The following is a 21942-nucleotide window of genomic DNA, read 5'->3' on the forward strand; positions in this document are numbered from 1 at the left end:
TAATAATAAATCTATATTAATTCTAAGTGCTCTCTTATATATTGACTTAATTCATTTAATAATAAGTCTGAAATATTAATACTTAATTGATTTGTATGGATTACTAATCGTGATGGATTAGTGATATCATCGTAATGTAAATTAATGTAATTAGTTTTAGTGATTGGTAGAGTTCCAGTTTCAGCATCAAATTTTACGTTAAAGAGTTTTTGTATATCAATATTAAAATCTCTTACATAATTCCCAACAGCAAATAGTACTATTGGAAAGCTTTGATAGTAAGGATGTGTTAACAATTCTTGTCGGTTATTAATACTATTCTTACGATCAATTGTATTAACTAAATGACTATATTTTGCAGTAGAACTATTTAACTCAGTAATAAAGCATTTTTCATGAAAATTAATGTTTGAGCTTTTTCGATTTTCATTATAAATTTTATCTAAAAGTTTCTGATAATTATAAAATGTTCTACTTGTACCTCCGTTGTTACCAGTTCTTTTATTTTGAATTTTATTTAACTGACCTTTATAAGGATATAAAGGGTTATATAATGGATAATCAATAAACCAAGAAGTTACAGAATCTTGATGGATATTATCCTCTATATTTTTTTTCCAATCTAATGCGTTATTTAAAATTTCTCTTTCATATTGTTCATAATTAGAAATTTTATCAATCGCAGACTCTTTACCAATGATTAAAATTTTAGAAGAAGGATTACCAGTTCCTAAATAAAAATTAGTATCATTATTAAGTACTAAATCATTAAAATAATTTTCCATCATCTATTCTTCTTAAAATTCTCAGCTTGCTCTAAAACATTTTTATACACATCTTCTTGCGTGATTGGAGGATATCCAAATTCGTGAAGCTTGATGATAATATCCATTTTCAATTGTGCTTTAATATCATCACGTTCAGCCCAATCTGGATATTGAGAGGCATTGTCTACAATCTTTTTTATTTCACGAGCTAGTTCTAGCATTTTATCTTTATCGAATTCAAATCCATAATTTTTACAGATGACATCCAAAATATCGTAGAATGCTTTTTCTTCATAATCGATTCCTAAATCTTCAAATGAAGCCATTTCAGTGCGTAATTTGATGATTAAATCTAGCATTTGTTCTGCTGTATCAGCTTGAATACCATCATAATCTAAAATATCTTTTTCACTACGTTCGTTGTAACGATCCACAATGCTTTTTAAACGATCAGCAAAATCTTGACCTTTAACTTTATTCACTTTTTTAAAGTCAGTAATCGTTTGTTTAAGTAAACGTTCTAAGATTTTAATCTTTGTGTTCGGTAATTCAAGATTAGAGATTTTCTCAATGAATTTATCGTTAAACAAATCAATCGCATTGGCTTTATGATCATCCAGTTTAAAGATTTCCTCTACACCTTCAGAAATTATCGCATCTTCTACCATTTTAGCTACTTTCTCATTCATTTGAGCCGTATCAGGTGCTTCGCCTTTCGTCAATTTTACTACAATTGATTTGACAGCAAAATAGAAATGAATTTCATCAACTTCTTTAGGCGTGAACAATTCAGAACCACTCACTAAATTATAAGCTGACTTTAATTTCTTCGTTACATTGACAAAGAATTTCTCTGAATCTTCGGTTTGTAAAACAAATTCAGAAGCTTTGTTTAAACAATTTAAACGCTCAACAGGATTTCCTTGGTAATAATCAGTAGCATCAAATTGATGGAAATATTGACGTAATAAATCCATTTGGTCTCTAACGATGATTTCAGCTTGATTTAAGTCCTCAAAATCATCATCGGCTGTTTGGTTATTGAACATCCCTAACGCTTTGTTCAAGTTCTTTTTGATTCCAATATAATCAACCACTAATCCACGATCTTTTCCTTCGTATTTTCGATTGACACGAGAAATCGTTTGAATTAGATTATGCGTTTGTAAAGGCTTATCAATATAAATGGTATCTAAAAAAGGCACATCAAATCCTGTTAACCACATATCCACGACAATCGCAATTTTGAAATTGGATTTGATTTGTTTAAACTGTCGATCTAATTCTTTTCGTTCATCTTTATTACCCAAAAGTTCCCAAAGCTCTTTTTCATCATCTTTATTACGTGTCATCACCATTTTGACACGCTCTATTGGCTTGATTTCTTTTTGCTCTTTCTCATTTAATCCTTCCGAAATATTTACTTCTCCCCATTCAGGTCGTAAAGCCAAAATCTCTTGGTACAATTTATAAGCAATGGTGCGAGAAGCACAAACAAACATCACTTTTCCTGCTACCGTAGCTTTTTCTGCGATACGCTTTTCGTAATGCGCAATAAAATCTTGTGCAATAGCTTTGATTCGGTCGGTATCTCCTAATACCACTTCCATTTTGGCAATGGCTTTTTGGCTGGCTTCTACATGATATTCAGATGCGCCTTCGGCTACTGCATTTTCGTGATAATTTTCAATTTCTTGAACTTTATTGTAATCTAAATTGACTTTGGCGGCTCTTCCTTCATAAACCAAACGAACGGTAATTTCATCATTTACCGATTCAAACATGGTGTATTGATCCACCACGTCTCCAAACACTTCTAACGTTTTATCGATAGGTGTTCCTGTAAATCCTACATAAGTTGCATTCGGTAACGAATCGTGCAAATATTTTGCAAAACCATACGATTTGTTTACCGTTTGTTTTTCGTGATCAATAGTCACTTTTAAATCCAAATTGACTTGCGATCGATGAGCTTCATCCGAAATACAAATGATATTGGTACGGTCGGATAAGATTTCAGCATCTTCAGCAAATTTCTGAACAGTCGTTAAATAAACACCACCGCTTTCAATTCCTCTTAAACGAGATCGTAAATCAGCTCTTGATTCGATATTGATGATATTTTCATCCCCAATAAATTTCTTGGCATTAGTAAAATCCTTCGACAATTGATCGTCTAAATCGGTACGGTCTGAAATGATAATAATCGTAGGACTAGCAAAATCGGTCGAACGCATCAATAAACGCGTTAAATACAGCATCGTATAACTCTTTCCACAACCCGTAGCACCAAAATACGTACCTCCTTTACCATCACCTTCAGGTTTACGATGGACTAAGATGTTTTGATACAATTTATTGGCTGCATAATATTGCGGATAACGACTTAAAACCTTTAGCTCGTGTTTTGAAGTATCAGGAAACAAAACAAAATGATGGATAATATCAACCAATCGTGTTTGATTCAACATTCCTTGCACCAAAGAAGTCGTAGTTTCAATACCTGTTAAAGCTTTCTTTTCTGCTCCAGTAATTTTATTCCAACCGTAGTAAAATTCGTAAGGAGAAAATACTGTTCCGGCTTTGTTATTCACCCCATCACTAATCACACAAAACACATTGTATTTCAATAGTTCGGGTATATCTCTTTTATAACGTGTAGTTAATTGTTCGTATGCTTTAAAGATTGTTATTTCTTCCTCAATTAATGTTTTGAATTCAAAAACCACGACAGGAATCCCATTGATGTATAAAATCAAATCAGGAATTCGTAATTCTGTTCCTTGAATTTCTAATTGATTAACAATCTTGAAGGTATTATTTTTGATGTTTTCTATATCAATATAGCGAATATGCAAGTCTTTTTTGCTGGGATTATTACGTTTAAAAATTAAACCATCTGCCAAAAGCTTACAAATTGTTTTATTCGATTCGTATAGAGTAGAAGTCGACTGAAAAGCTAACTCATTGATTAACGTTTCAATTTCAACTTCTTCTAAATCGGGATAGCGGTTGAAAAGAAAAGAACGTAAATCTTCTTTGAGTAAAACCTCTTGATTAGAAGTTCTAATTAATTCTTTCCCATTAATATAGTGATAGCCTTCTGTTTCCAGAAGGCTTATAAATGCTTTTTCTAATTGTGATTCAGTGTATTTCATAATAGATTATATTCTCCTTTATTTCCATTGGGTCAGTTGGGGCGGTTGGGGCGAATTGCAATTCGCCCTTACTATATTCGCCCTTACTTTTTTCGCCTTTACTATCTACGCCCATACTTATGATATTACTGTGATAGGTTATATTCATCGTTTATCCATCGTTTAGGATTTTCAATAATGTAATTACTAATATTGATAAAAGCCTTTTCATCTCTTATGATATGTTCATAGTAGTTACGTTGCCAGATTTTATAATCTAAGGATTTTATGATTTCCCTCGTTGGATTAGTTGGGAAAGTTGGGGCGGTTGGGGCGAATTGCAATTCGCCCTTACTATCTTCGCCCTTATTATCTTCTGTTCGTTTTATAAGTTCTTTTATTCTTTTTATAGTAGCTATTTTATAGCCTCTTACGATTGCACCTATGGTTTGGGAAGGCGATTTTAAAGCGCCTACAATATTGCTTGATTCTTTAGGATATAGTATTTCTATAATACCATGGATATGATTAGGCATTACTATAAATTCGTGTATTACAACATTATATCGAACTGCCTGCGTATGTAACCACTCATCAGCTACAAGTTGCCCAAATTCATTCAAATACATGATACCATCTTTTATATCACCAAACAAATGCGCTCTATCTTGACAAACTAAAGTAACAAAATACAATCCCGCTTGGCTATAATCATAGCCAATCAAACGTATCGACTTTCGATGGTGTTTATAAGGGTTGTATTGTTCCATAACTTAGCTATTTAAAAGTATAATATACTGATAGTTTTTTGGGCGAATTGCAATTCGCCCTTACTATCTTCGCCCTTATTATCTTCTGTTCGTTTTATAAGTTCTTTTATTCTTTTTATAGTAGCTATTTTATAGCCTCTTACGATTGCACCTATGGTTTGGGAAGGCGATTTAAAAGCGCCTACAATATTGCTGGATTCTTTAGGATATAGTATTTCTATAATACCATGGATATGATTAGGCATTACTATAAATTCGTGTATTACAACATTATCTCGAACTTCCTGCGTATGTAACCACTCATCAGCTACAAGTTGCCCAAATTCATTCAAATACATGATATCATCTTTTATATCACCAAACAAATGCGCTCTATCTTGGCAAACTAAAGTAACAAAATACAATCCCGCTTGGCTATAATCATAGCCAACCAAACGTATCGACTTTCGATGGTGTTTATAAGGGTTGTATTGTTCCATAACTTAGCTATTTAAAAGTATAATATACTGATAGTTTTTTGTTGGGGCGAATTGCAATTCGCCCATACTATCTTCGCCCATACTAACTTTGGCCACTGTTTCAAAAAACTTGATTAATCCTCTATCAACAAAAGGCTAATAAAAGCTTGTTAATTAGTGTTCGGTGAATTTCAAAGAAATTTTTCATGTTGTGTTTTTTTGGCTTTTGTAATTAGTATAGTAGAAATTGTTACAAATTTTATCTTTGTGTATAAATATTATTGATGTGTTTCTGTATCCAAACCGGTGCATATTTTACCTGCTTTTGGACCACTTGGGAGTCTAGCTGCACTACAGAAGGCTTTATTTTTTCTAAAAAAATTTCGGTTACTTTATTTTGGCTCACCTCTTTGAATGCTTGCACGATCAAATGCAACAATTCATCTTTTATGGCAAAACTTTTAGGAACCGTTTTTTTGAATTGAATGGTACGGTTTCCTATTTTAATTTCTCGTTGCGAACCATCGGACAGATACACCGCTTTTAGAGGAACTTGTGTGGTTAGCCCCAACAAATACAAAGCGAACACACCCGTTGGTGCAATACGTGCTTTGTCGCGTTGTGCTATTTGCTTGGCTATTTCTTCCGTAGTAGGATAGAGGATACCTAACAAAGGATCTCTTTTGGGTTTTAGATAAATGCCTTGAGCCAAACGTTCTAATATACCTTCATTAACCAAACGAAAAAGTGTTAAACGGATATTACCTGGTGAACCATACGCATAGAAATCTTCAGCGAAAAATATTTCGCCTAATGATGATTTTAAAATCTTTGTTTCTATTTGATTTTTAGATGATTTCACCTTGTTTTATCTTTTTGTTTTGTAACAAATTTAGTGAAAATTTGTTACAAAATAGCTTTTGTGTTTTTTTCGTTTTAAAAGGCTTATAAACTTTGTTTGTATGTGATTAGAAGTGTTTCATAATTATTTAAGTAACACAAGAAAATCTAACAATTCTTCTTCAACTACTTCTTGCCATTCTTCAACCGTCATATTTTCGAAAATTTTGAAATTATTTTTTTCTCTAATATTCTTGTAACCTAAACCTTTTTCAGAAACAATATTTTTTATTAAAGTTTTGACATTATCTTCTGGTGTAAAATTTGGAAAAGTTTCTAATTCGCAATCATAAACTCTTTCGATACATCTAGGATGATAGTAATTTTCAATACAACTTCGGAATATTACGTATGCTTGAGCGTTTTGTTTTCGATTGATATAATCTTGAGCTTTTTGATGTTGTGAATCTTGTTTATTTTGTTGTTTATCACTATCAATTAATAAAAATAATTTTCGACCAGAATTATCAAAATAGTCAAGATTTAAAAAGCTATCTATATCAGCTCCTCCGCCAAATGGTAATACCAAAACTTTTGGATTTCCAATCAAATTAAAATCTAATAGTTTTCGACATATTATATCATAAAATTTCATGTCATTTGTACTTTCAACAAATAAGATACTTTCATGATTATCTCTTAAATTAAATGATGGTTTAATTCCTAACTCATCAATGATTTTAAATAAAAATTCTCTCTCATTACCTTCAACTGCATTTTCATAATTTGATTGAGTTCTTTTTGTACATAAAACGACACCTTCAATATGTGTTGCACCTGCAAATACAGGAGAGTGTGTTGTGGTAACAACTTGGTTTTCATTCGATAATTCTTTTAAAGCATTCAATAAATCTTGCTGAGCCGTTGGATGTAAAAATGTTTCAGGTTCTTCTATTAAATAAATGATATTATTCCCTTTACTTTTCTGAGCCAGATATCTAAATCTAGCAACCATAAATAATCTACGATAGCCTGTACCTTTATGAGTCATTGGGATGAATTTATCATCACCTGCGAATTGAAAGGAAACATCAACACTTTTGATTGCATCTTTCCACGCAACATTTGGACTAATATCAATATCTAATAAATTAGAAGCATATTCTTGCATATAAGTTTTAAGAATATCAGCTTCTTTTTTCATTTCAGCATTAATCTCATTCTTAAAAATTACTAACCTATCTTCAACACGACTAAAATATTCCTCAATTTCTGTGACCGTAGCTGTTTTAAATTTTGTATCAGCTTCTAAGCCATAATCTGCTTTAAACATTTCTACTTCTGGAAATAATGATGAAATCTTCATGTCATCAGGAATCCAAAAATTAGCTCTAGGCTCATCTTTAAAATGCTCCTTTATAAATTTTATTTTCTCAGCTTTAGAATTTCTTCCTTTACCTTCTACTGGAATTACAATTCCAAATTTTTCTACAATTGCTGTGATTTCTTCATCAGATTTAAAATATAAACCTTGAATTTCAGAATTTTCAAAATCATTAATTAGAATATGCTCTTCACTCCAAGATTTTCCGATATTATATGCTATTCTTTTATAAATAATAGAATTATCGAAAATCAAATCATTAATAAATTCATCTAACCCTTCAGTCTTCTTTACTTTTGATTTTACTTTAGTTTCAAGTAAATCAGAAATTGAATCTGAGCTGAATTGAAATTCAAACTCAATTGGTTTACTTAAATCATTAAAATCTGTTTGTGTTATGGTGAAACTTTTAATGTCTAAAAATGTTGCAATTGCATTTAATACTATTGTTTTACCAGCATCATTTTTACCAACTACTGATGAAAATCTAGCAAGATTTATTGAGCGCGTTTCTTTTACTCCTCGATAATTAGTTATTTTTAAGTTAGAAATATACATAATTCATAGTGTTTCTTAAGTTATCAGTGTTTAGTTTTTCTTTACCCCTCCAACGTTGCTAAGCGACTTAACATCAATGATTGGAGTTGAGTGAGTTTTTGGTTTTGCAAAAATAAATTCTCTAATTTTTTTCTTATAATTAATATATTATTATCAAATATTTCAACTAAATCCAATGTAGGATTTAAAAATCTTAGCTTTGGGATTGTTGATACGTTTAATGCTTGCATTACAGTACCTGTATCTTTATTATCATCAATTTCTTTTTTCATATAATCAGATAGTAATAACGTTATTAAAAATGATGGAAAATTAAAACCTTCCTTTAACCTTAAAGCAGTCATATTTCTACCTAATGCTGCATTTACACCTTTTGGTATTTGAGCAATGCCATCAACACCAACATTTGTAATAAAACAATCACTGTTATTTAGCTCAATACGTGATGTCCATAACTCATAATCTTCGTCTGAAATATTATATTTTTTGCTAAGATCTAATAACCCATATTTACCTATATTATTTACCTGCAAAAGAATATTTTGACTATTACTTTCTTTTATTTCTTCAGGCTTCTTAGAATGTAAGCAATCTATTACATAAGTTATGTCTCCTAAATTTGAAATAACCCAACCTCCAGGGATTTCCTTTTCTAATTCTTGGTTGTACACCATTGCACCACCAGAAGATTTGTAAGGTTTACCTTCTTCGTTTGGAAATTCAAAATCGACAAACCATTGCTTGTATAAGGTTTGAGCAGTGGCATCTAACTTCTCGCAGATTTGTTCGTTGACTTTGATTTTTTTTGCTACCGCTTGGTATTGGGCTACAATTTCGCGTTGTTTTTCGATGGAGGGAACAGGTAATTCTACTTCACATAAATCTTCCCAGTCAAAAGATTCTCTTGTACTTCCATGCGAATGATAACGAGCATAACGATCAAATTCTGGTCGAGAAAACCACATCATCAAATATTCAGGTAGCAATTCATTTTTATCTATTACTTCAAATACTATGTAGATTTGAGAAACCAAAGCCTTTTCATATTCATCAGCTAATGCAATAGATATTTTATCTCCATTTCTTGATGTAATGGTTCCGTATGCGAATTGTCCCTTTTCAATAATTTTATATGTAGACATATCCGTTCCAACCGTATTTGCAATGGATGGAATCAGTTTTTTTGTAATACTTACACCAAGCAATGTATCAACTTGTAAATCTCTGTTACGATTATTTACTTGTTGAATATAATCACCCAACTTTTTATAACTCATAGCCCAACGATTTAAATACGTTTGCTACTTCTTGCTTCAATGCTTCTTCTTGTTGAAATAACTCTTTCAGTTCGGTTTGCAACGATTGCATTTGGGTATCGTAGTCGATGTTTTCGTCACGGTTTACAAACGCTATGTATTTGCTTGGTACCAACGAATAATCCTTTTTACGAATTTCTTCTAAAGTTGCGCTGTAACAATATTCGGGAACGTTTGCGTAAGTTGGGGCGAATTGCAATTCGCCCGTACAATCGCTCTTTCTCTCTCTCATCGTCGCCAATTTCTTCACCGCTAAGTGTCTGCCAGTTATGATAGGTTGATGCAATCTGCTCAATATCTTTTTCAGAAAACTGAATGAATTTCTTTTCAAACGGTTCACCTTTTTGACGTAAATCCATAAACAACACTTCACCTTCGCGGTTACGGTAATGTCGGGGAGAATCGCAATTCGCCCTTACTTCAGTGCGTTCCATTTTATTACGGTTCAAAATCCAAAGTGTCACCGAAATATCTGTAGAATAAAACATCGCTCTTGGTAAAATTACAATTGCTTCTACCAAGTCGTTTTCTATAATTTGTTTACGGATTTTGTATTCTTCACCACCACCCGAAAGCGCACCATTGGCTAAGATAAAACCAGCGACACCGTTTTGCGATAGTTTAGAAATCATATTCAAAATCCACGCATAGTTGGCATTGGATTTTGGAGGAACTTCGTAACCAGTCCACCGTGGATCATCCGTTAATTCGTTTTCCGCGCGCCAATCTTTTAAATTGAACGGAGGATTCGCCATGATGTAATCAGCTTTCAATGCTGCGTGCTGATCGTCACCAAACGTATCGGCCGCTTTGTTTCCTAAATTGGCAGAAATCCCACGAATGGCTAAGTTCATTTTAGCCAGTTTAAACGTGGTATTCGTTAACTCTTGTCCGTAAATGGAAATGTCTTTTTTGTTTCCTTGGTGTTTCTCAATAAACTTCAACGATTGTACAAACATACCACCCGAACCACAAGAAGGGTCATAGATTTTCCCTTTGTAGGGTTCAATCATTTCGGCAATCAAGTTTACAATCGACTTTGGCGTATAGAATTCTCCTTTCCCTTTTCCTTCGGCAATGGCAAATTTGCTCAAGAAATATTCGTACACACGTCCTACAATATCTTGGGCTTCATCACGAAGCGTATCGATGTTATTGATAGTATCCAATAAAGCCGAAAACTTAGATTGATCCAATCCTAATCTTGAGAAATAGTTGTCAGGTAACGCACCTTCTAAAGATTTGTTGGTACGTTCTATGGTTTTAAGTGCGGTATCTACTTTTAGCGTAATGTCTTCTTGTTTGGCATTTTCGATAATGTATTCCCAACGCGATACTTCAGGCAAATAGAATACGTTTTCTGCCTGATAAAATTCTGGTATTTCTAAGAAGGCTTCTTTACCTTCAGCTTTTAATTCTTCTCTGCGTTTGATGAATTTATCACTTGCAAATTTCAAGAAGATTAAACTCAATACCACGTGTTTATATTCTGAAGGTTCTATTGAACCACGTAATTTATTTGCTGCATCCCAAAGGATTTCTTCTGTACTTTTGGTTTGTACTTTTTTGGCCATATTGTTAATCTGTACTTAAGTTGTAAATATACTAATCGTTTTACTGCTAATGAAATCATAACAAAAGATAATTACTTACTATTAAACCTATTTGTAATGATATTAACAAACATAAATATTTATAACGTCAAAATAAGTCGTTTGGAAATGTGTTGTATCAAATAACATAGAATAAGATAGGAGGGAAGTGGAAAAATAGACAATTAATATTTAGGCAAATGTTGTAGGAGTTGAATTGACTAGTAGAATAAAACAGTTATTCATACAACCGTTGACAGAATTGAAATAGTATATATAAAATTAATTAATTTGGTTCCTTTGAATGAAGAAGTTTATGAATTGTAAGTAACGAAGCATTAGAAGACGCTCATTAAAATAGTATAATGGAAAAACGCTACAAAAAAGAAGTGAAATCTTTAGAAATGGTGAGTTTTTAAAAAAAATAATCGCTTTGAATATTCTGATGTGTATAAATACCACATTAAAAAACTGATTGAGCTATTGAATGAAAATTAACCCCTCATTAATCTTTATGATAATTAATTGATTCGTAGGCTTTTTAATCGACTTGTTGAGATTATACAGTCGATTTAAAATTAGTAAAGCCTCCGAAGTTGGAGGCTTTATTTAATATACTTGAATTAGAACTTCGGAAGGAATATGTAATTTTTGGGTTAAAGTACGGATCATTTCAAGAGATAATTTTCGCTTTCTATTTAAAATTTCACTTGCTCTACTTTTTAATCCAATCATTTCTGCTAAATCATTTTGTGTGTAGCCCATTTGTTCCATTCTAAATTTAATTGCTTCAATTGGATCTGGTAAATCCATAGGATAATGTTCTTTTTCATATTTTTCAATCAACATTCCCAAAATCTCCAATTCATCACTTTCTTCCGTTCCAGGAAGTGCGTCAAAAATCACCTCTAGTCTTTCTAAAGCTGTTTCGTAATCTTGTTCTGATTTTATAGGTTTCAATTTCATAATTTAAATGGTATTGGCATTAATTTTATCATATTCTGCGTGGGTTCCTATAAAACGAATCCACATCATTTGATGCATGAAGTTTATTTTAACAATTAATCGGTAATGATTTCCCTTAATATTAAAACATATTCTATTATCTTCTAAAATACTTGCGCTTGGATACTCGGTCTTTATCTCATTACTATTTTTCCAAGTTGCTTTTTCTGCCTCTTGATACCAAGCTTTTAATTGCTGTTCACTATCTGCATGTTTTGTCCAAAAAACACGTAATGTTTTTATTGCTATAACTCTCAATTAAAATATTTTATACAAATTTACAAATTATTTCCCAATTCGGGAACTTTTTTTTCAAAACTCTTTTGTCGAACTACTTCTGGTGAAAAAGAAAGTATACTTATTTATATTAGTAATAGCTACCCCATCTTAGTTGAATGCAAATATTGTAATAAGCATTAAAACTTTTAATTTTTCAGTATAGTTTTCATTTCTCTGCTAAATAATATTCAGCTTTCATTCGAGGGGGTATAATGAATTGCATGCTGTCATGCTGGCCAGCCTACACACCATCTTGACGGCAATCCTGTTAGCATTCTTGATATCTGCCTCGAAAAAATTTACAAATGACCGTTATTTCAATCAAAAACATCTATTTTGTATGAAATAACGAACATTTTAGTCTTAGTTATTAAATTACATTTGGATAAAAATCTACCGTTCACTCGTTAAACATCGCTGCTGTATAAGTTTACAAGCCTCAAGTAATTTATGATAATCAAGGATTGATACACTGCAAACAAAGTCTTTTCCATAAGTGTCATCAGCCATTGCGGCAAGTATTAGATTAAAAAATGATTTACTAACCTTTTCAATTCGATGCTTTTTAAAAATATTTTCGAAAACGATATAGGGATTTTCAGTCTCATTTAGATCTAAATATTTCACTTCTTGCAACCGTTTTTCAGAGAAATGATATTCGCAAAAATTCCTTCTATTAAATTCCTCTGGATTTATAAAAATTTTATACCCTAATTTTATAATAGACTGAAAAACAATGGTATCATAGATTACTTCTGAAACTCTTCTTCTATCATACATTACATGACTTAAGGAATATAAACAATAATGATCTAATTGTTGATGAAAATATTCCATACCTGCTTGTTCTTTTAATAAAACCAAAAGTTCATACGGGCATTCAACCTGATCTTTCGTCCAATAATAGGAATCTAAAGTTAATTCAAACATCTTCATCATAAATTTCACGATTATAAATTAACCAGCATGCATCTAACAACCTATTGATGTTGATAAATGAAATACAAATATCTTCTGATGGGCAACTGCCATAACTCCCTAAAGTATGCTCCATAATATCTTCTAAATCTAATTCAATTTGTGAAAAGCTTTGTTCATTAAAAACATGCTTAATAATCAGGTATGGATTTAAGTATTGCTCGTAGGTTAAACCAGATGCATAGACTAAATACTTCGAATGTAATACATCATTAGACTCACTTTTACGTTCATATTGATCAATATTCCTTAAAATTTTAAAACTTGCGCGAATTAACGAATTTGTCATTGTGAAAAACTTTAAAGACTCAAAAGGGTTTGTGTAGATTTCGTATTTATCATCAAATGCATGTTTTAAGATTTGATTAAAATTTGTCTTTATTTTAGTGATCGATTCCGTTTCAAAAAACACTTGAATTAGTTTATATGGATCTTTAATTTTGTTTCCATGCCAAAGCTCGGCTCTTAGATATAACTTTTCTTTTTTCATGAGATCTAATTTTTAAATTCGTTTGAAGATTGAAGGTGGGCAAATAATGTGGTAACAAACTTATCTACTAAGGTACAGGTGGATTCATCTAAGAGCAATTGACCTTCTTCTATAAATTCATTTTGTAATTTTTGCAATAAGGAACTAAGCTGATTTATTTCGGTAGTAGAAAATTTATCAAGTAAAGTATTATTTGCAAAAATCATTAAATTCCATAGTGTTATGAGGTTTTTTGATTGTGGTTTGTAAATAATTTCACTATAAATAAATGTTTTTAAATGATTTATGAAGAAATCAACTAACATTTTCTTGGAAATATATTTTCTAGTGTTTTTACTTTCTAATATCGGTTTAATGTTGGATTCATAATGAAACAAATTCAATTCGTATAATCCTTTTAAATCATCTATAGTACAGATTTCTTCATTGTGCCAATGAATTTTAGGATAATAACCAGCGCTATAAATTTTATTCTTGGATTTCATTACCTTTTTAAAAAAACATTGATATTTATAAAGTTTACTTTGAATTTGATAGCGTGTATAGCAAATACTTGTTAAACAAACATCTTCAATGGGATTATGTTCTATGTGTTGCAAATAGGTTTTTAGTTCTTCTGTTGCTTTCTGTTTAATTACAACAAATACATAAAGATGTTCGTGCAGTCCACTATTACCAAAAGTTGTGATTTGATGAAACACAAACAATTCTTCAACCTCATCAAACTTTTTCAATTGATTTAAAGCTTCATGATGCATTAATTCATGACCGTAAACTTCATTACTTTTTTCAACCCTTAGTATGGGACTACCATTATATTTATCCGTATATAGTGTGATATTTTGATGAACTAACTTGTAGAATAATTTCTGAATCTTTTGAAGACTTTTTCCAAAATCGTCGTAATAGCCTGAATCATCATCATGAATGATATAATCAATTAAAAAGTAAGTTTGTTCATCTTTTTTAACCAATAGTTTTTTCATTTCTGGAATAAAACGCTCTAAAATCAACATGCGTTGCGTTATTGTTTTATTTTCAAATGAAGTTCCGAAAACCATGAGTTCTAAATACGTAATATCATTTGCAAATGCTTTTATGATAAATTGCCAAGCGCCTTGTAATTTTTCTGTTATAAAATCTGTACTTATCTTATTTAATAGCTGATGTTTTTCTTCATAACTATCCCTTATTTTCATATGATAGGTCTCTTTTAAATACGTATGCTGTGTTACTTTTTCAGTGCTATACAAACAATTATCTTCATAAAGTAAATGAGCGAGTATGAAATCGTTAAATCGCAGAGAATATTCAAAATCTTTCTTATCAAGAAAGACAATTAAAATTTGATTTTCTCTTAAAATAGCATTTTGGTAATCGACAGAAATTGATTTTTCAATTTCTTTTTTATCTATCACTTTTAACCATAAAATATGATACTCCGTACGCTCGGTTTTATCAAACCAAATAGCTCGAATTGCTTTTGAACGAATACTTTCTTCCAATTTACAGTTTAATTCATCTGGGAATCGAACTGTTTTACTGTTTCTTTTTTCTTGAATATTCATTACACTATAGTTTAATTGTTCTCAAGTTGTATTTCATTAAACAGCTTTTCGCAAAGTCCTAAGGTTTTTGCACATGAAAGCTGATCGATATCTCTTAATAGGATATTATTTTTAGGTAAGAAGTCTATTGGAGTACTTAGTAAATGAAGTATAGTTTGGACTTCAATAGAGTCAATATATTTAAAGTATATTTCAGGTAAAAGGGCTTGAAATAATTTTATTAAATATCTGCTACTGTAAATAGCAGGAATGTATTGTAGCTTTTGATATAAAAGCCCAAGAATTAACTGTTGCAAGATGTTTTTAAGAAGTAAAATATGTCCGGATTGGTAGACTAAATCCTGCTTTTGAAAAGCAGTAAACCAAGGCGAAATATAGGTTAAGCGTTGTGTCCAATACTTTTCTTGTAATTGTTTGGTATTATTAGCTTTATAAAGCTTTTTGTTTATTACTAAGTTGTTTTTCATATACAAAACATTTTGATGTAATATGTATTTATTTAAAAATAGCTGTAAAGTTTCTTCATTTTTTTGAAGCCATTCCAACGTATGAATTAAACAAAATACTTCTACTTCCTTTTTGAAATGATTAGAAACCTCTTGAACTAATGCATCGTGTTGTTGAATACGAAGTGTTGGGGCAATTATAAGCAGATTAAACTTATAAGTATGGGTGCCATTTGAGTCATTTATTTTTTCTGTACTTAATAGATAAATGGCATCTATTTTATATTTACTGATTAAAAAAGTAACGAGATTTTTTAATAGCGTTTTTTCATTTAAACGATCCGGTAGTTGTGCATCGATTCGTTTCGAGTAAAAGATATTCGTTCGTTTAAATCCATGCGTTAGGAGATCTAATGCGCTTTTCATGGTTTTATCGAAAATACTTTTGGGAGTTTCTCCCAGTGTATAGTGCGATTGATCGATAAATAAAACCTCTTTCATTTTAGTGATTTTATAGACGATTTTTGAGAACATTGGATAATACGCATCTATAAATAAAATAAATTCTTCCTCGTTATACCTGTGATGGAGGCTATTTGGAAGCAGCATATTTTTTAACAAGTCATAATAGTAAGAAAAGACTTCAAGTAAAGCTAAATGTGCCGATTGGTAATGTTGCTGTTTGACCAATGGATCAACAAATACAGAGATAGCTTCATGTACTTTATTATCAACTTCCTTAATGTAATTTCGGAAATGAAGTTTAGACTTTTGTTTATCTGTACAGTAATAATTTTGGAATAAACTGTTCCATCGCTTAATATGATTGCTGTAAATAACATAATAAGGTTGTAAATGCAATTGCAAATAACTAAAATGGAAATGGGAATCATTTGATGAAACGGTATGATAATTTATGGTTATTAAAATATCATACTTTTCTAAAGCATTTAAGGCATCTATTTGTGGTTGTAACTCACAAACTAAAGCATCATAATTTTGTTTATCAACGACTATGGTTAATATTTTTAGTTTACTGTGAACCACAACGGTATAAAACACCAACATAAGTTCTAAACTACATACCGCATGGGTAATAAAATTTTGAACAGGCATTGCCAAGTCTTTTGGTAGGTTTAATGTATTTATTTCTTTCATAATCAACAATTTAAATAATGAATACATCAAAATTGATTAATTATAACAAGGTATCGAACCATAAAGTAAAGTAACGTACCATGATTACGTGGTAAATAACATATTGAGGGAAAATTTTTAGAGAATATTTTAAGAAAATAGCCTATATTTGAGTATATATAATTTTGGCTTATGGTAACGACACAAAAAAAACATATAGGACGCAACATCAGTCGCATTCGTGAAATGAAGGGAATGAAACAAGAAACTTTAGCTGAACTGTTAGGTATTAGCCAACAAAAAATGTCGGTAATTGAAAACACACCGGATTTGGAAGATGCAAAACTGGACAATATCGCGAAAGCCCTTGAAGTACCTACACAAGCCATTAAAGAATATTCGGATGAACGAATGATTAATTACGTAAATAATTTCTACGACAATAGCTCATCTCAAGGTAATAGTTTTAACCAAGGAATGTATACAACCTTCAACCCTTTAGATAAACTGGTAGAGGCATATGAAGAGAATAAAAAATTATACGAGCGTCTGTTAGCTGCTGAAAAGGAAAAATTAACTTATATAGAGCAATTATTAAAAAAATAAATTGTTATAAAAGCACACTATATTATATAAGTAAAAATAGTCTATGAATTTAATTCATAGACTATTTTTTGTTTACTGCTTTTATAATAAAAATATAGTTATTGTACTTTCTGCTTTTGTATAAAGTATTTAAATGTTTTTTACAATCAATGATAAGTATACAATAGTAACATTTAGACTCTTAACTTTAGAATAATGATAATTCATACTCTTCTCCAGTATATAATTATCGGAGAACTTATTTTATTAATTAGTCTAATCTATCATTTTATTTTTACTCATCTCTCACATAAAATAGTGATGATGATAGTTAATTAGTGGCAATAAGATACTATAAATAAAGGCAGGATAAAGGCAAGATAAAGGCAGGATACTTGCGGTAGAATGACTGGAATAGTATTGATATAAATATTTGTTTTACATAATGTAGTAAATCAATAAATCTTTAAATGAAAAAAAATTAGAATATTTATTTCATAATTAATATGTTTGCAACATACTAAATACAATAAAGTACAATTATGAAAAAAGCTGTTCTATTAGCAGGTTTAATAACTTTTACATTCTCTTTAAGTAGTTGTGGAGTAATGTTTGGAGGTAGCCATTATGATGCAAATATAAAAGTTGCTGAACATCCAAATGCTCAAATTTATGCAAATGGAGAAAAGATTGGAGAAGGAGAAGTTTCTAAATCATTTAAAAGAAACAAAGATTTAAAGATTGAAGTAAAACAAGATGGTTGTGAACCAAAGTCACAGAATTTTGAAAAAACATTTAGAACTGGAAACTTTATTTTAAGTGTTATTTCATGGGGATTACCAGGAATTGTTGTTGATTTAGCTTCAGGAGCTTCATATAAACCAGATCATAAACATAATAATTCAATTGAGAAAGTTTCAGATAAAAAGTATAATTTCAATATTGATTATTCTGAGTGTAAATTATAAATATTTCAACCTCAACTATTAATTTTAGTTGAGGTTGCTTGTTTTATAACAATTGCTCTTTCAATATTTCAATTTTTTCTGTTAGATTTTCAATTGCTGAATTTTTATTATAAAACTTAGCATTAAAGCCATATTTATCATGGTAACAATGTTCACAATATTCATTTTCTTTATTGTTTGTATGTCCACAATTTGAATTTGTACACTTCCAAACTTCAATTTCTTCTGAAGAAAACATTCCTTTTTTCTTAGTCGTATATGTTACAATTTCTTTTACATTGTTGTTTATCGAGTTTAAAACATCTTCTATTTCTGCTATATCATTGGAGTCATAAATTGCTTTATCAAATCTTGTTAGAAGAATAGCTATTTTTTTATCTATGTGGTTTTCAGATTGTAATAAATGTTTAATCTTATTAAAATCTATTAGATTTAATTCTTCTATGATTTTATATATAGCAACGTTCATTTCTGTATTATTACTATTTTTTAAGTATTTGTAAAGTTTATCTATTACAATATCACTATCTAAGGATTGTAAATATCTTGAGTATTGAACTTTAAAAGGTTCTATTTCATTTTCTGCATTATTTTTTAATAGATATTCATATATAACAATTAAGAAATCAAAAGCTTCTTTTATTTCATTATTGATTATTAATTCCCAAAATTCATTTGTGATATTAGCTTTATTTTCAGTTAATTCTTTAATTGTTTTACGAGTTTTAATTAGGTTGTTTAAATAATCAGCTGAAACAATGTTGTTTTGATCTTTTTGAACCTCATTATTTTCAAATAATATTGGTGTACCGATTGCAGTAATCATAAACATAGATTTTCCCTTTCCTGAGATTTCATCTACATCTATTTTAAGTCCTACGATACAATTTGCACCAAGTCTATAAGCGTCTAATTTCAGCTTATTAATTGCTTCATCATAGATAGAAGCTATTTGTTTTTGAAATTCGATAGAGCGACCTCCAAATACGTCTGAAAGGCCACCGATAAAATCAGAGATTAAGTTTGTACCAGCTACTACATGAGAAGTTACTGGATTAAAATGTTGTACTATTTTGTAATTTCCAACTGTTGTGGTTGTTAATACAAGTATTTCTTTAGGGTTGGTTAGTTTTTTCATTTTTTAAATATAAAATTGCCCTTTATCTATAATGTTTTTATGTATAGATTTCAAGTTTTCATAATCTTCATTTAATTGATTAATGTCTTTATATTCTTTACTTTTAGTATAATTATCATTATTATCTTTTGATTGAAATTTGAGGATTAGAATATTATCTTTTATCATAATATTAGTATAAAGCTCACACTTTTTTATTGTATTATCATTTTTATTATAGAATACCGCAGTCTTTATATTATTATATAAACACCATCCCAGTATCTCATAATTTTTGTTTTTTGATAATGAATAAGTAGTCTTAATAGTTTGTTTTAAAATTGTACTACTAATTTTAGTTTTTTTAAGAATTACTTCGACGTTTTTAATTTCTACTTCCATAATAATGTAATTTTTGTTATTTAAATATATAAATAAACCCTCAAATAAATGAGGGTCTGAAGTTTTATTAAATGCTACATAAATAACATTATCTACATTAATTATGATTTCTGAACAATTGCCAGTTGTGATTAATTAGAAAATCAGCTAAATCATATCCTTTATTACGTTGTTTAGTTGTGGCAACTTTTTCTAAATAATCAGATACACAGATCTGTATAATTGCTTAGGATCAAAGATTTTAGCTAATTCATTTAAAAAATATAAAATTACTATAGCTTTATTAAGAGGAATTAAGGACCTTTATTTCACTCATTTCTAAGAAAAACTATAGTAAAAAAATCAATATCTAAGAGGATATAAATAAAGTGTATTTTGTGAAAAATAAAACCTCCTAAAATCAGCGTTTTAAGAGGTTTGTTATATGTTTTGTTATGGTTTACTTAGATGAGTTTACTTTCCGATACAGAACTTCCCGAAAATAGTTCCTAAAATATCTTGGTCCACGTCAATTTCTCCGGTGATGTGTCCTAAATAAGTTAAGGCTTCGCGGATGTCCATGGCTAATAAATCACCTGGAAGACCACTGTCCATTCCTTGTTTAATTTTACCAATTTGGATTAACGTATTTTGTAAAGCTTCTAAGTGACGTGAATTGGTTACAATTGTATCATCTTGACTAGAACCTTTCAATTTCATTTGATAAACCAACTGCTCTTTTAATGCATCAATATTGTATTGATCTTTTGCTGAAATTTCTAAATGAACTACATCTTTAAATTCTTGACGAATAGCATCAGAAATCGCCGATTGCTTGTTTGTTACATCAATTTTATTGGCAACGTTAAATAGGATTTTTCCTTTACCTTGAAGTTCATCTAATTGTTGCGCAATTTGATTTTCTTCGGTAATATTAGCATCGTACAGGTAAATCACGATAGTTGCATCGTTAATTTTTTCGAAAGTTTTTTCGATACCTATTTGTTCAATTGTATCTCCAGCTTTACGAATTCCGGCAGTATCAATGAAACGGAATCCAACACCTTCGATATAGATTGTTTCTTCGATGGTATCACGAGTTGTTCCTTCAATATCCGAAACAATTGCACGTTCTTCGTTTAATAAGGCATTTAATAAAGTAGATTTTCCTGCATTTGGAGCTCCGACAATAGCAACAGGTACACCATTTTTAATAACATTTCCGAAGGCAAACGAATCTGCCAAACGTTTTAAAATTGATTGTAACTGATTTAATAAAGCATAAAATTGAGTTCGATCAGCAAATTCTACATCTTCTTCAGAAAAATCTAACTCTAATTCCATTAAAGCTGCGAAATTAATCATCTGATCACGCAAATCTTTAATTTGATTAGAAAATCCTCCACGCATTTGTTTAATGGCAACTTCATGCGATGCTTTAGAATCTGAGGCAATCAAATCCGCAACGGCTTCGGCTTGAGTTAAATCCATTTTTCCATTCCAAAATGCTCTAAATGTATATTCTCCTGGATTGGCATTGCGAATGCCTATTTTATTTAAAAGTTCTAAAACTTTTTGCTGTATATAAATAGAACCGTGTGTAGAAATTTCTACGACATCTTCACCTGTGTATGAATGTGGATTTTTAAATATAGAAAATAAAGCTTCGTCAATAATTGTGTCATCATCCATAACATAACCTAAGTGTATGGTATGTGATTCTGCATCAGTTAATGATTTGTTCTTATTAAATTTTGATTGATAAATCTGAGCTACTTTGGTGATGGCTTCTGGTCCTGAAATTCGTATAACGGCTATGGCACCCATTCCGTTGGCTGTAGCTAAAGCGCAAATTGTATCGTTATTTATCATTGTACAAAAATAATTAAAATCTAATTAATATAGTCTGATTATAATTTACGTATTATTTTTTTACTATAGGTTTATAGTATATATTTGCGGCTGCTTAAAATTTAAGTGTTTTTAAATAAGGGAAATAACAAAAAAAAATTATGTATATTAATAAACTGTTTATACTATTAAGTTAATTTTTAGTATCATCATTAAATGCACAAGTAGGGATTAATACAGATAAACCTACACGAAAATTGGACATTAATGGTGATTTAAGAATTTCAGACTTGGATAATAATTTTCTTTTGCCCA

Annotated in this window: 20 protein-coding genes; 2 read left to right on the plus strand and 18 right to left on the minus strand. The window is 30.3% G+C overall.

Annotated features, from left to right (window positions below; translation table 11 throughout):
• Window positions 1-11: 11 nt before the first annotated feature.
• From J9309_RS11305 to J9309_RS11375, 15 genes are all read right to left on the minus strand, one after another.
• Window positions 12-788, minus strand: a complete 777-nt coding sequence (locus J9309_RS11305) for a hypothetical protein (protein ID WP_230475985.1) — start codon at window positions 786-788, stop codon at window positions 12-14.
• Window positions 785-3925 (minus strand): type I restriction endonuclease subunit R, encoded by a 3141-nt coding sequence (locus J9309_RS11310; RefSeq protein ID WP_230475986.1) that lies wholly within the window; start codon window positions 3923-3925, stop codon window positions 785-787. Before J9309_RS11310 ends, J9309_RS11305 begins: the two co-directional genes overlap by 4 nt.
• A 125-nt stretch (window positions 3926-4050) precedes the next feature.
• Window positions 4051-4674, minus strand: coding sequence for a transposase (locus J9309_RS11315; RefSeq protein ID WP_230475987.1), 624 nt, complete (start codon window positions 4672-4674; stop codon window positions 4051-4053).
• Between the two features lie 11 nt (window positions 4675-4685).
• On the minus strand, window positions 4686-5153 hold the full coding sequence (locus J9309_RS11320; protein WP_230475988.1) for a transposase: 468 nt from the start codon (window positions 5151-5153) through the stop codon (window positions 4686-4688).
• A gap of 238 nt (window positions 5154-5391) precedes the next feature.
• Window positions 5392-5994: a DUF6088 family protein gene (locus J9309_RS11325; protein WP_230475990.1), complete on the minus strand. Its 603-nt coding sequence runs from the start codon at window positions 5992-5994 to the stop codon at window positions 5392-5394.
• A 123-nt stretch (window positions 5995-6117) separates the two neighbouring features.
• Complete coding sequence (locus J9309_RS11330; protein WP_230475991.1) at window positions 6118-7914, minus strand: AAA family ATPase; 1797 nt, start codon at window positions 7912-7914, stop codon at window positions 6118-6120.
• A 41-nt stretch (window positions 7915-7955) separates the two neighbouring features.
• Window positions 7956-9191, minus strand: a complete 1236-nt coding sequence (locus J9309_RS11335) for a restriction endonuclease subunit S (RefSeq protein ID WP_230475992.1) — start codon at window positions 9189-9191, stop codon at window positions 7956-7958.
• A complete protein-coding gene (locus tag J9309_RS13660) occupies window positions 9181-9345 on the minus strand; it encodes a hypothetical protein (RefSeq protein WP_230475993.1) in 165 nt (54 codons plus the stop codon). The genes J9309_RS11335 and J9309_RS13660 overlap by 11 nt, the downstream gene beginning before the upstream one ends.
• A gap of 13 nt (window positions 9346-9358) precedes the next feature.
• Window positions 9359-10804 (minus strand): type I restriction-modification system subunit M, encoded by a 1446-nt coding sequence (locus tag J9309_RS11345; RefSeq protein WP_230475994.1) that lies wholly within the window; start codon window positions 10802-10804, stop codon window positions 9359-9361.
• A gap of 627 nt (window positions 10805-11431) precedes the next feature.
• Window positions 11432-11788, minus strand: coding sequence for a helix-turn-helix domain-containing protein (locus tag J9309_RS11350; protein ID WP_230475995.1), 357 nt, complete (start codon window positions 11786-11788; stop codon window positions 11432-11434).
• A gap of 3 nt (window positions 11789-11791) precedes the next feature.
• Complete coding sequence (locus J9309_RS11355) at window positions 11792-12085, minus strand: type II toxin-antitoxin system HigB family toxin (RefSeq protein ID WP_230475997.1); 294 nt, start codon at window positions 12083-12085, stop codon at window positions 11792-11794.
• A 414-nt stretch (window positions 12086-12499) separates the two neighbouring features.
• Complete coding sequence (locus tag J9309_RS11360; RefSeq protein WP_230475998.1) at window positions 12500-13045, minus strand: hypothetical protein; 546 nt, start codon at window positions 13043-13045, stop codon at window positions 12500-12502.
• Entirely contained in the window at window positions 13029-13574 is a 546-nt protein-coding gene (locus J9309_RS11365; RefSeq protein ID WP_230475999.1) for a hypothetical protein, read from the minus strand. The genes J9309_RS11360 and J9309_RS11365 overlap by 17 nt, the downstream gene beginning before the upstream one ends.
• Window positions 13575-13579: 5 nt before the next feature.
• Window positions 13580-15142, minus strand: coding sequence for a hypothetical protein (locus J9309_RS11370; protein ID WP_230476000.1), 1563 nt, complete (start codon window positions 15140-15142; stop codon window positions 13580-13582).
• A gap of 11 nt (window positions 15143-15153) precedes the next feature.
• Window positions 15154-16746: a hypothetical protein gene (locus J9309_RS11375; RefSeq protein WP_230476001.1), complete on the minus strand. Its 1593-nt coding sequence runs from the start codon at window positions 16744-16746 to the stop codon at window positions 15154-15156.
• 171 nt (window positions 16747-16917) lie between these two features.
• On the opposite strand from J9309_RS11375, the gene J9309_RS11380 reads away from it, so the two are divergent.
• A complete protein-coding gene (locus tag J9309_RS11380; protein ID WP_230476002.1) occupies window positions 16918-17331 on the plus strand; it encodes a helix-turn-helix domain-containing protein in 414 nt (137 codons plus the stop codon).
• Window positions 17332-17852: 521 nt separating this feature from the next.
• Window positions 17853-18278, plus strand: coding sequence for a hypothetical protein (locus J9309_RS11385; RefSeq protein WP_230476003.1), 426 nt, complete (start codon window positions 17853-17855; stop codon window positions 18276-18278).
• Between the two features lie 43 nt (window positions 18279-18321).
• Here the strand turns inward: J9309_RS11385 and J9309_RS11390 are convergent, their stop codons facing one another.
• The 3 genes from J9309_RS11390 to mnmE all read right to left on the minus strand — a co-directional run bounded on the left by J9309_RS11390 (window position 18322) and on the right by mnmE (window position 21648).
• Complete coding sequence (locus J9309_RS11390; protein WP_230476004.1) at window positions 18322-19416, minus strand: YbjQ family protein; 1095 nt, start codon at window positions 19414-19416, stop codon at window positions 18322-18324.
• A 3-nt stretch (window positions 19417-19419) separates the two neighbouring features.
• Window positions 19420-19797, minus strand: a complete 378-nt coding sequence (locus J9309_RS11395; RefSeq protein WP_230476005.1) for a hypothetical protein — start codon at window positions 19795-19797, stop codon at window positions 19420-19422.
• A gap of 453 nt (window positions 19798-20250) precedes the next feature.
• On the minus strand, window positions 20251-21648 hold the full coding sequence (gene mnmE, locus J9309_RS11400; RefSeq protein ID WP_230476006.1) for a tRNA uridine-5-carboxymethylaminomethyl(34) synthesis GTPase MnmE: 1398 nt from the start codon (window positions 21646-21648) through the stop codon (window positions 20251-20253).
• Window positions 21649-21942 lie beyond the last annotated feature (294 nt).

Source organism: Faecalibacter bovis (assembly GCF_017948305.1).
In the GTDB taxonomy this organism is placed as follows: Bacteria; Bacteroidota; Bacteroidia; order Flavobacteriales; family Weeksellaceae; genus Empedobacter; species Empedobacter bovis.

What these genes read in the sequence shown, in the direction of transcription:
- J9309_RS11305 (WP_230475985.1), bottom strand. Translation starts at nt 788, where the DNA reads ATGATGGAAAATTATTTTAATGATTTAGTACTTAATAATGATACTAAT.
- mnmE (WP_230476006.1), bottom strand. Translation starts at nt 21,648, where the DNA reads ATGATAAATAACGATACAATTTGCGCTTTAGCTACAGCCAACGGAATG.
- J9309_RS11390 (WP_230476004.1), bottom strand. Translation starts at nt 19,416, where the DNA reads ATGAAAAAACTAACCAACCCTAAAGAAATACTTGTATTAACAACCACA.
- J9309_RS11350 (WP_230475995.1), bottom strand. Translation starts at nt 11,788, where the DNA reads ATGAAATTGAAACCTATAAAATCAGAACAAGATTACGAAACAGCTTTA.
- J9309_RS11395 (WP_230476005.1), bottom strand. Translation starts at nt 19,797, where the DNA reads ATGGAAGTAGAAATTAAAAACGTCGAAGTAATTCTTAAAAAAACTAAA.
- J9309_RS11335 (WP_230475992.1), bottom strand. Translation starts at nt 9,191, where the DNA reads ATGAGTTATAAAAAGTTGGGTGATTATATTCAACAAGTAAATAATCGT.
- J9309_RS11380 (WP_230476002.1), top strand. Translation starts at nt 16,918, where the DNA reads ATGGTAACGACACAAAAAAAACATATAGGACGCAACATCAGTCGCATT.
- J9309_RS11310 (WP_230475986.1), bottom strand. Translation starts at nt 3,925, where the DNA reads ATGAAATACACTGAATCACAATTAGAAAAAGCATTTATAAGCCTTCTG.
- J9309_RS11365 (WP_230475999.1), bottom strand. Translation starts at nt 13,574, where the DNA reads ATGAAAAAAGAAAAGTTATATCTAAGAGCCGAGCTTTGGCATGGAAAC.
- J9309_RS11370 (WP_230476000.1), bottom strand. Translation starts at nt 15,142, where the DNA reads ATGAATATTCAAGAAAAAAGAAACAGTAAAACAGTTCGATTCCCAGAT.
- J9309_RS11315 (WP_230475987.1), bottom strand. Translation starts at nt 4,674, where the DNA reads ATGGAACAATACAACCCTTATAAACACCATCGAAAGTCGATACGTTTG.
- J9309_RS11385 (WP_230476003.1), top strand. Translation starts at nt 17,853, where the DNA reads ATGAAAAAAGCTGTTCTATTAGCAGGTTTAATAACTTTTACATTCTCT.
- J9309_RS11360 (WP_230475998.1), bottom strand. Translation starts at nt 13,045, where the DNA reads ATGATGAAGATGTTTGAATTAACTTTAGATTCCTATTATTGGACGAAA.
- J9309_RS11345 (WP_230475994.1), bottom strand. Translation starts at nt 10,804, where the DNA reads ATGGCCAAAAAAGTACAAACCAAAAGTACAGAAGAAATCCTTTGGGAT.
- J9309_RS11330 (WP_230475991.1), bottom strand. Translation starts at nt 7,914, where the DNA reads ATGTATATTTCTAACTTAAAAATAACTAATTATCGAGGAGTAAAAGAA.
- J9309_RS11320 (WP_230475988.1), bottom strand. Translation starts at nt 5,153, where the DNA reads ATGGAACAATACAACCCTTATAAACACCATCGAAAGTCGATACGTTTG.
- J9309_RS11375 (WP_230476001.1), bottom strand. Translation starts at nt 16,746, where the DNA reads ATGAAAGAAATAAATACATTAAACCTACCAAAAGACTTGGCAATGCCT.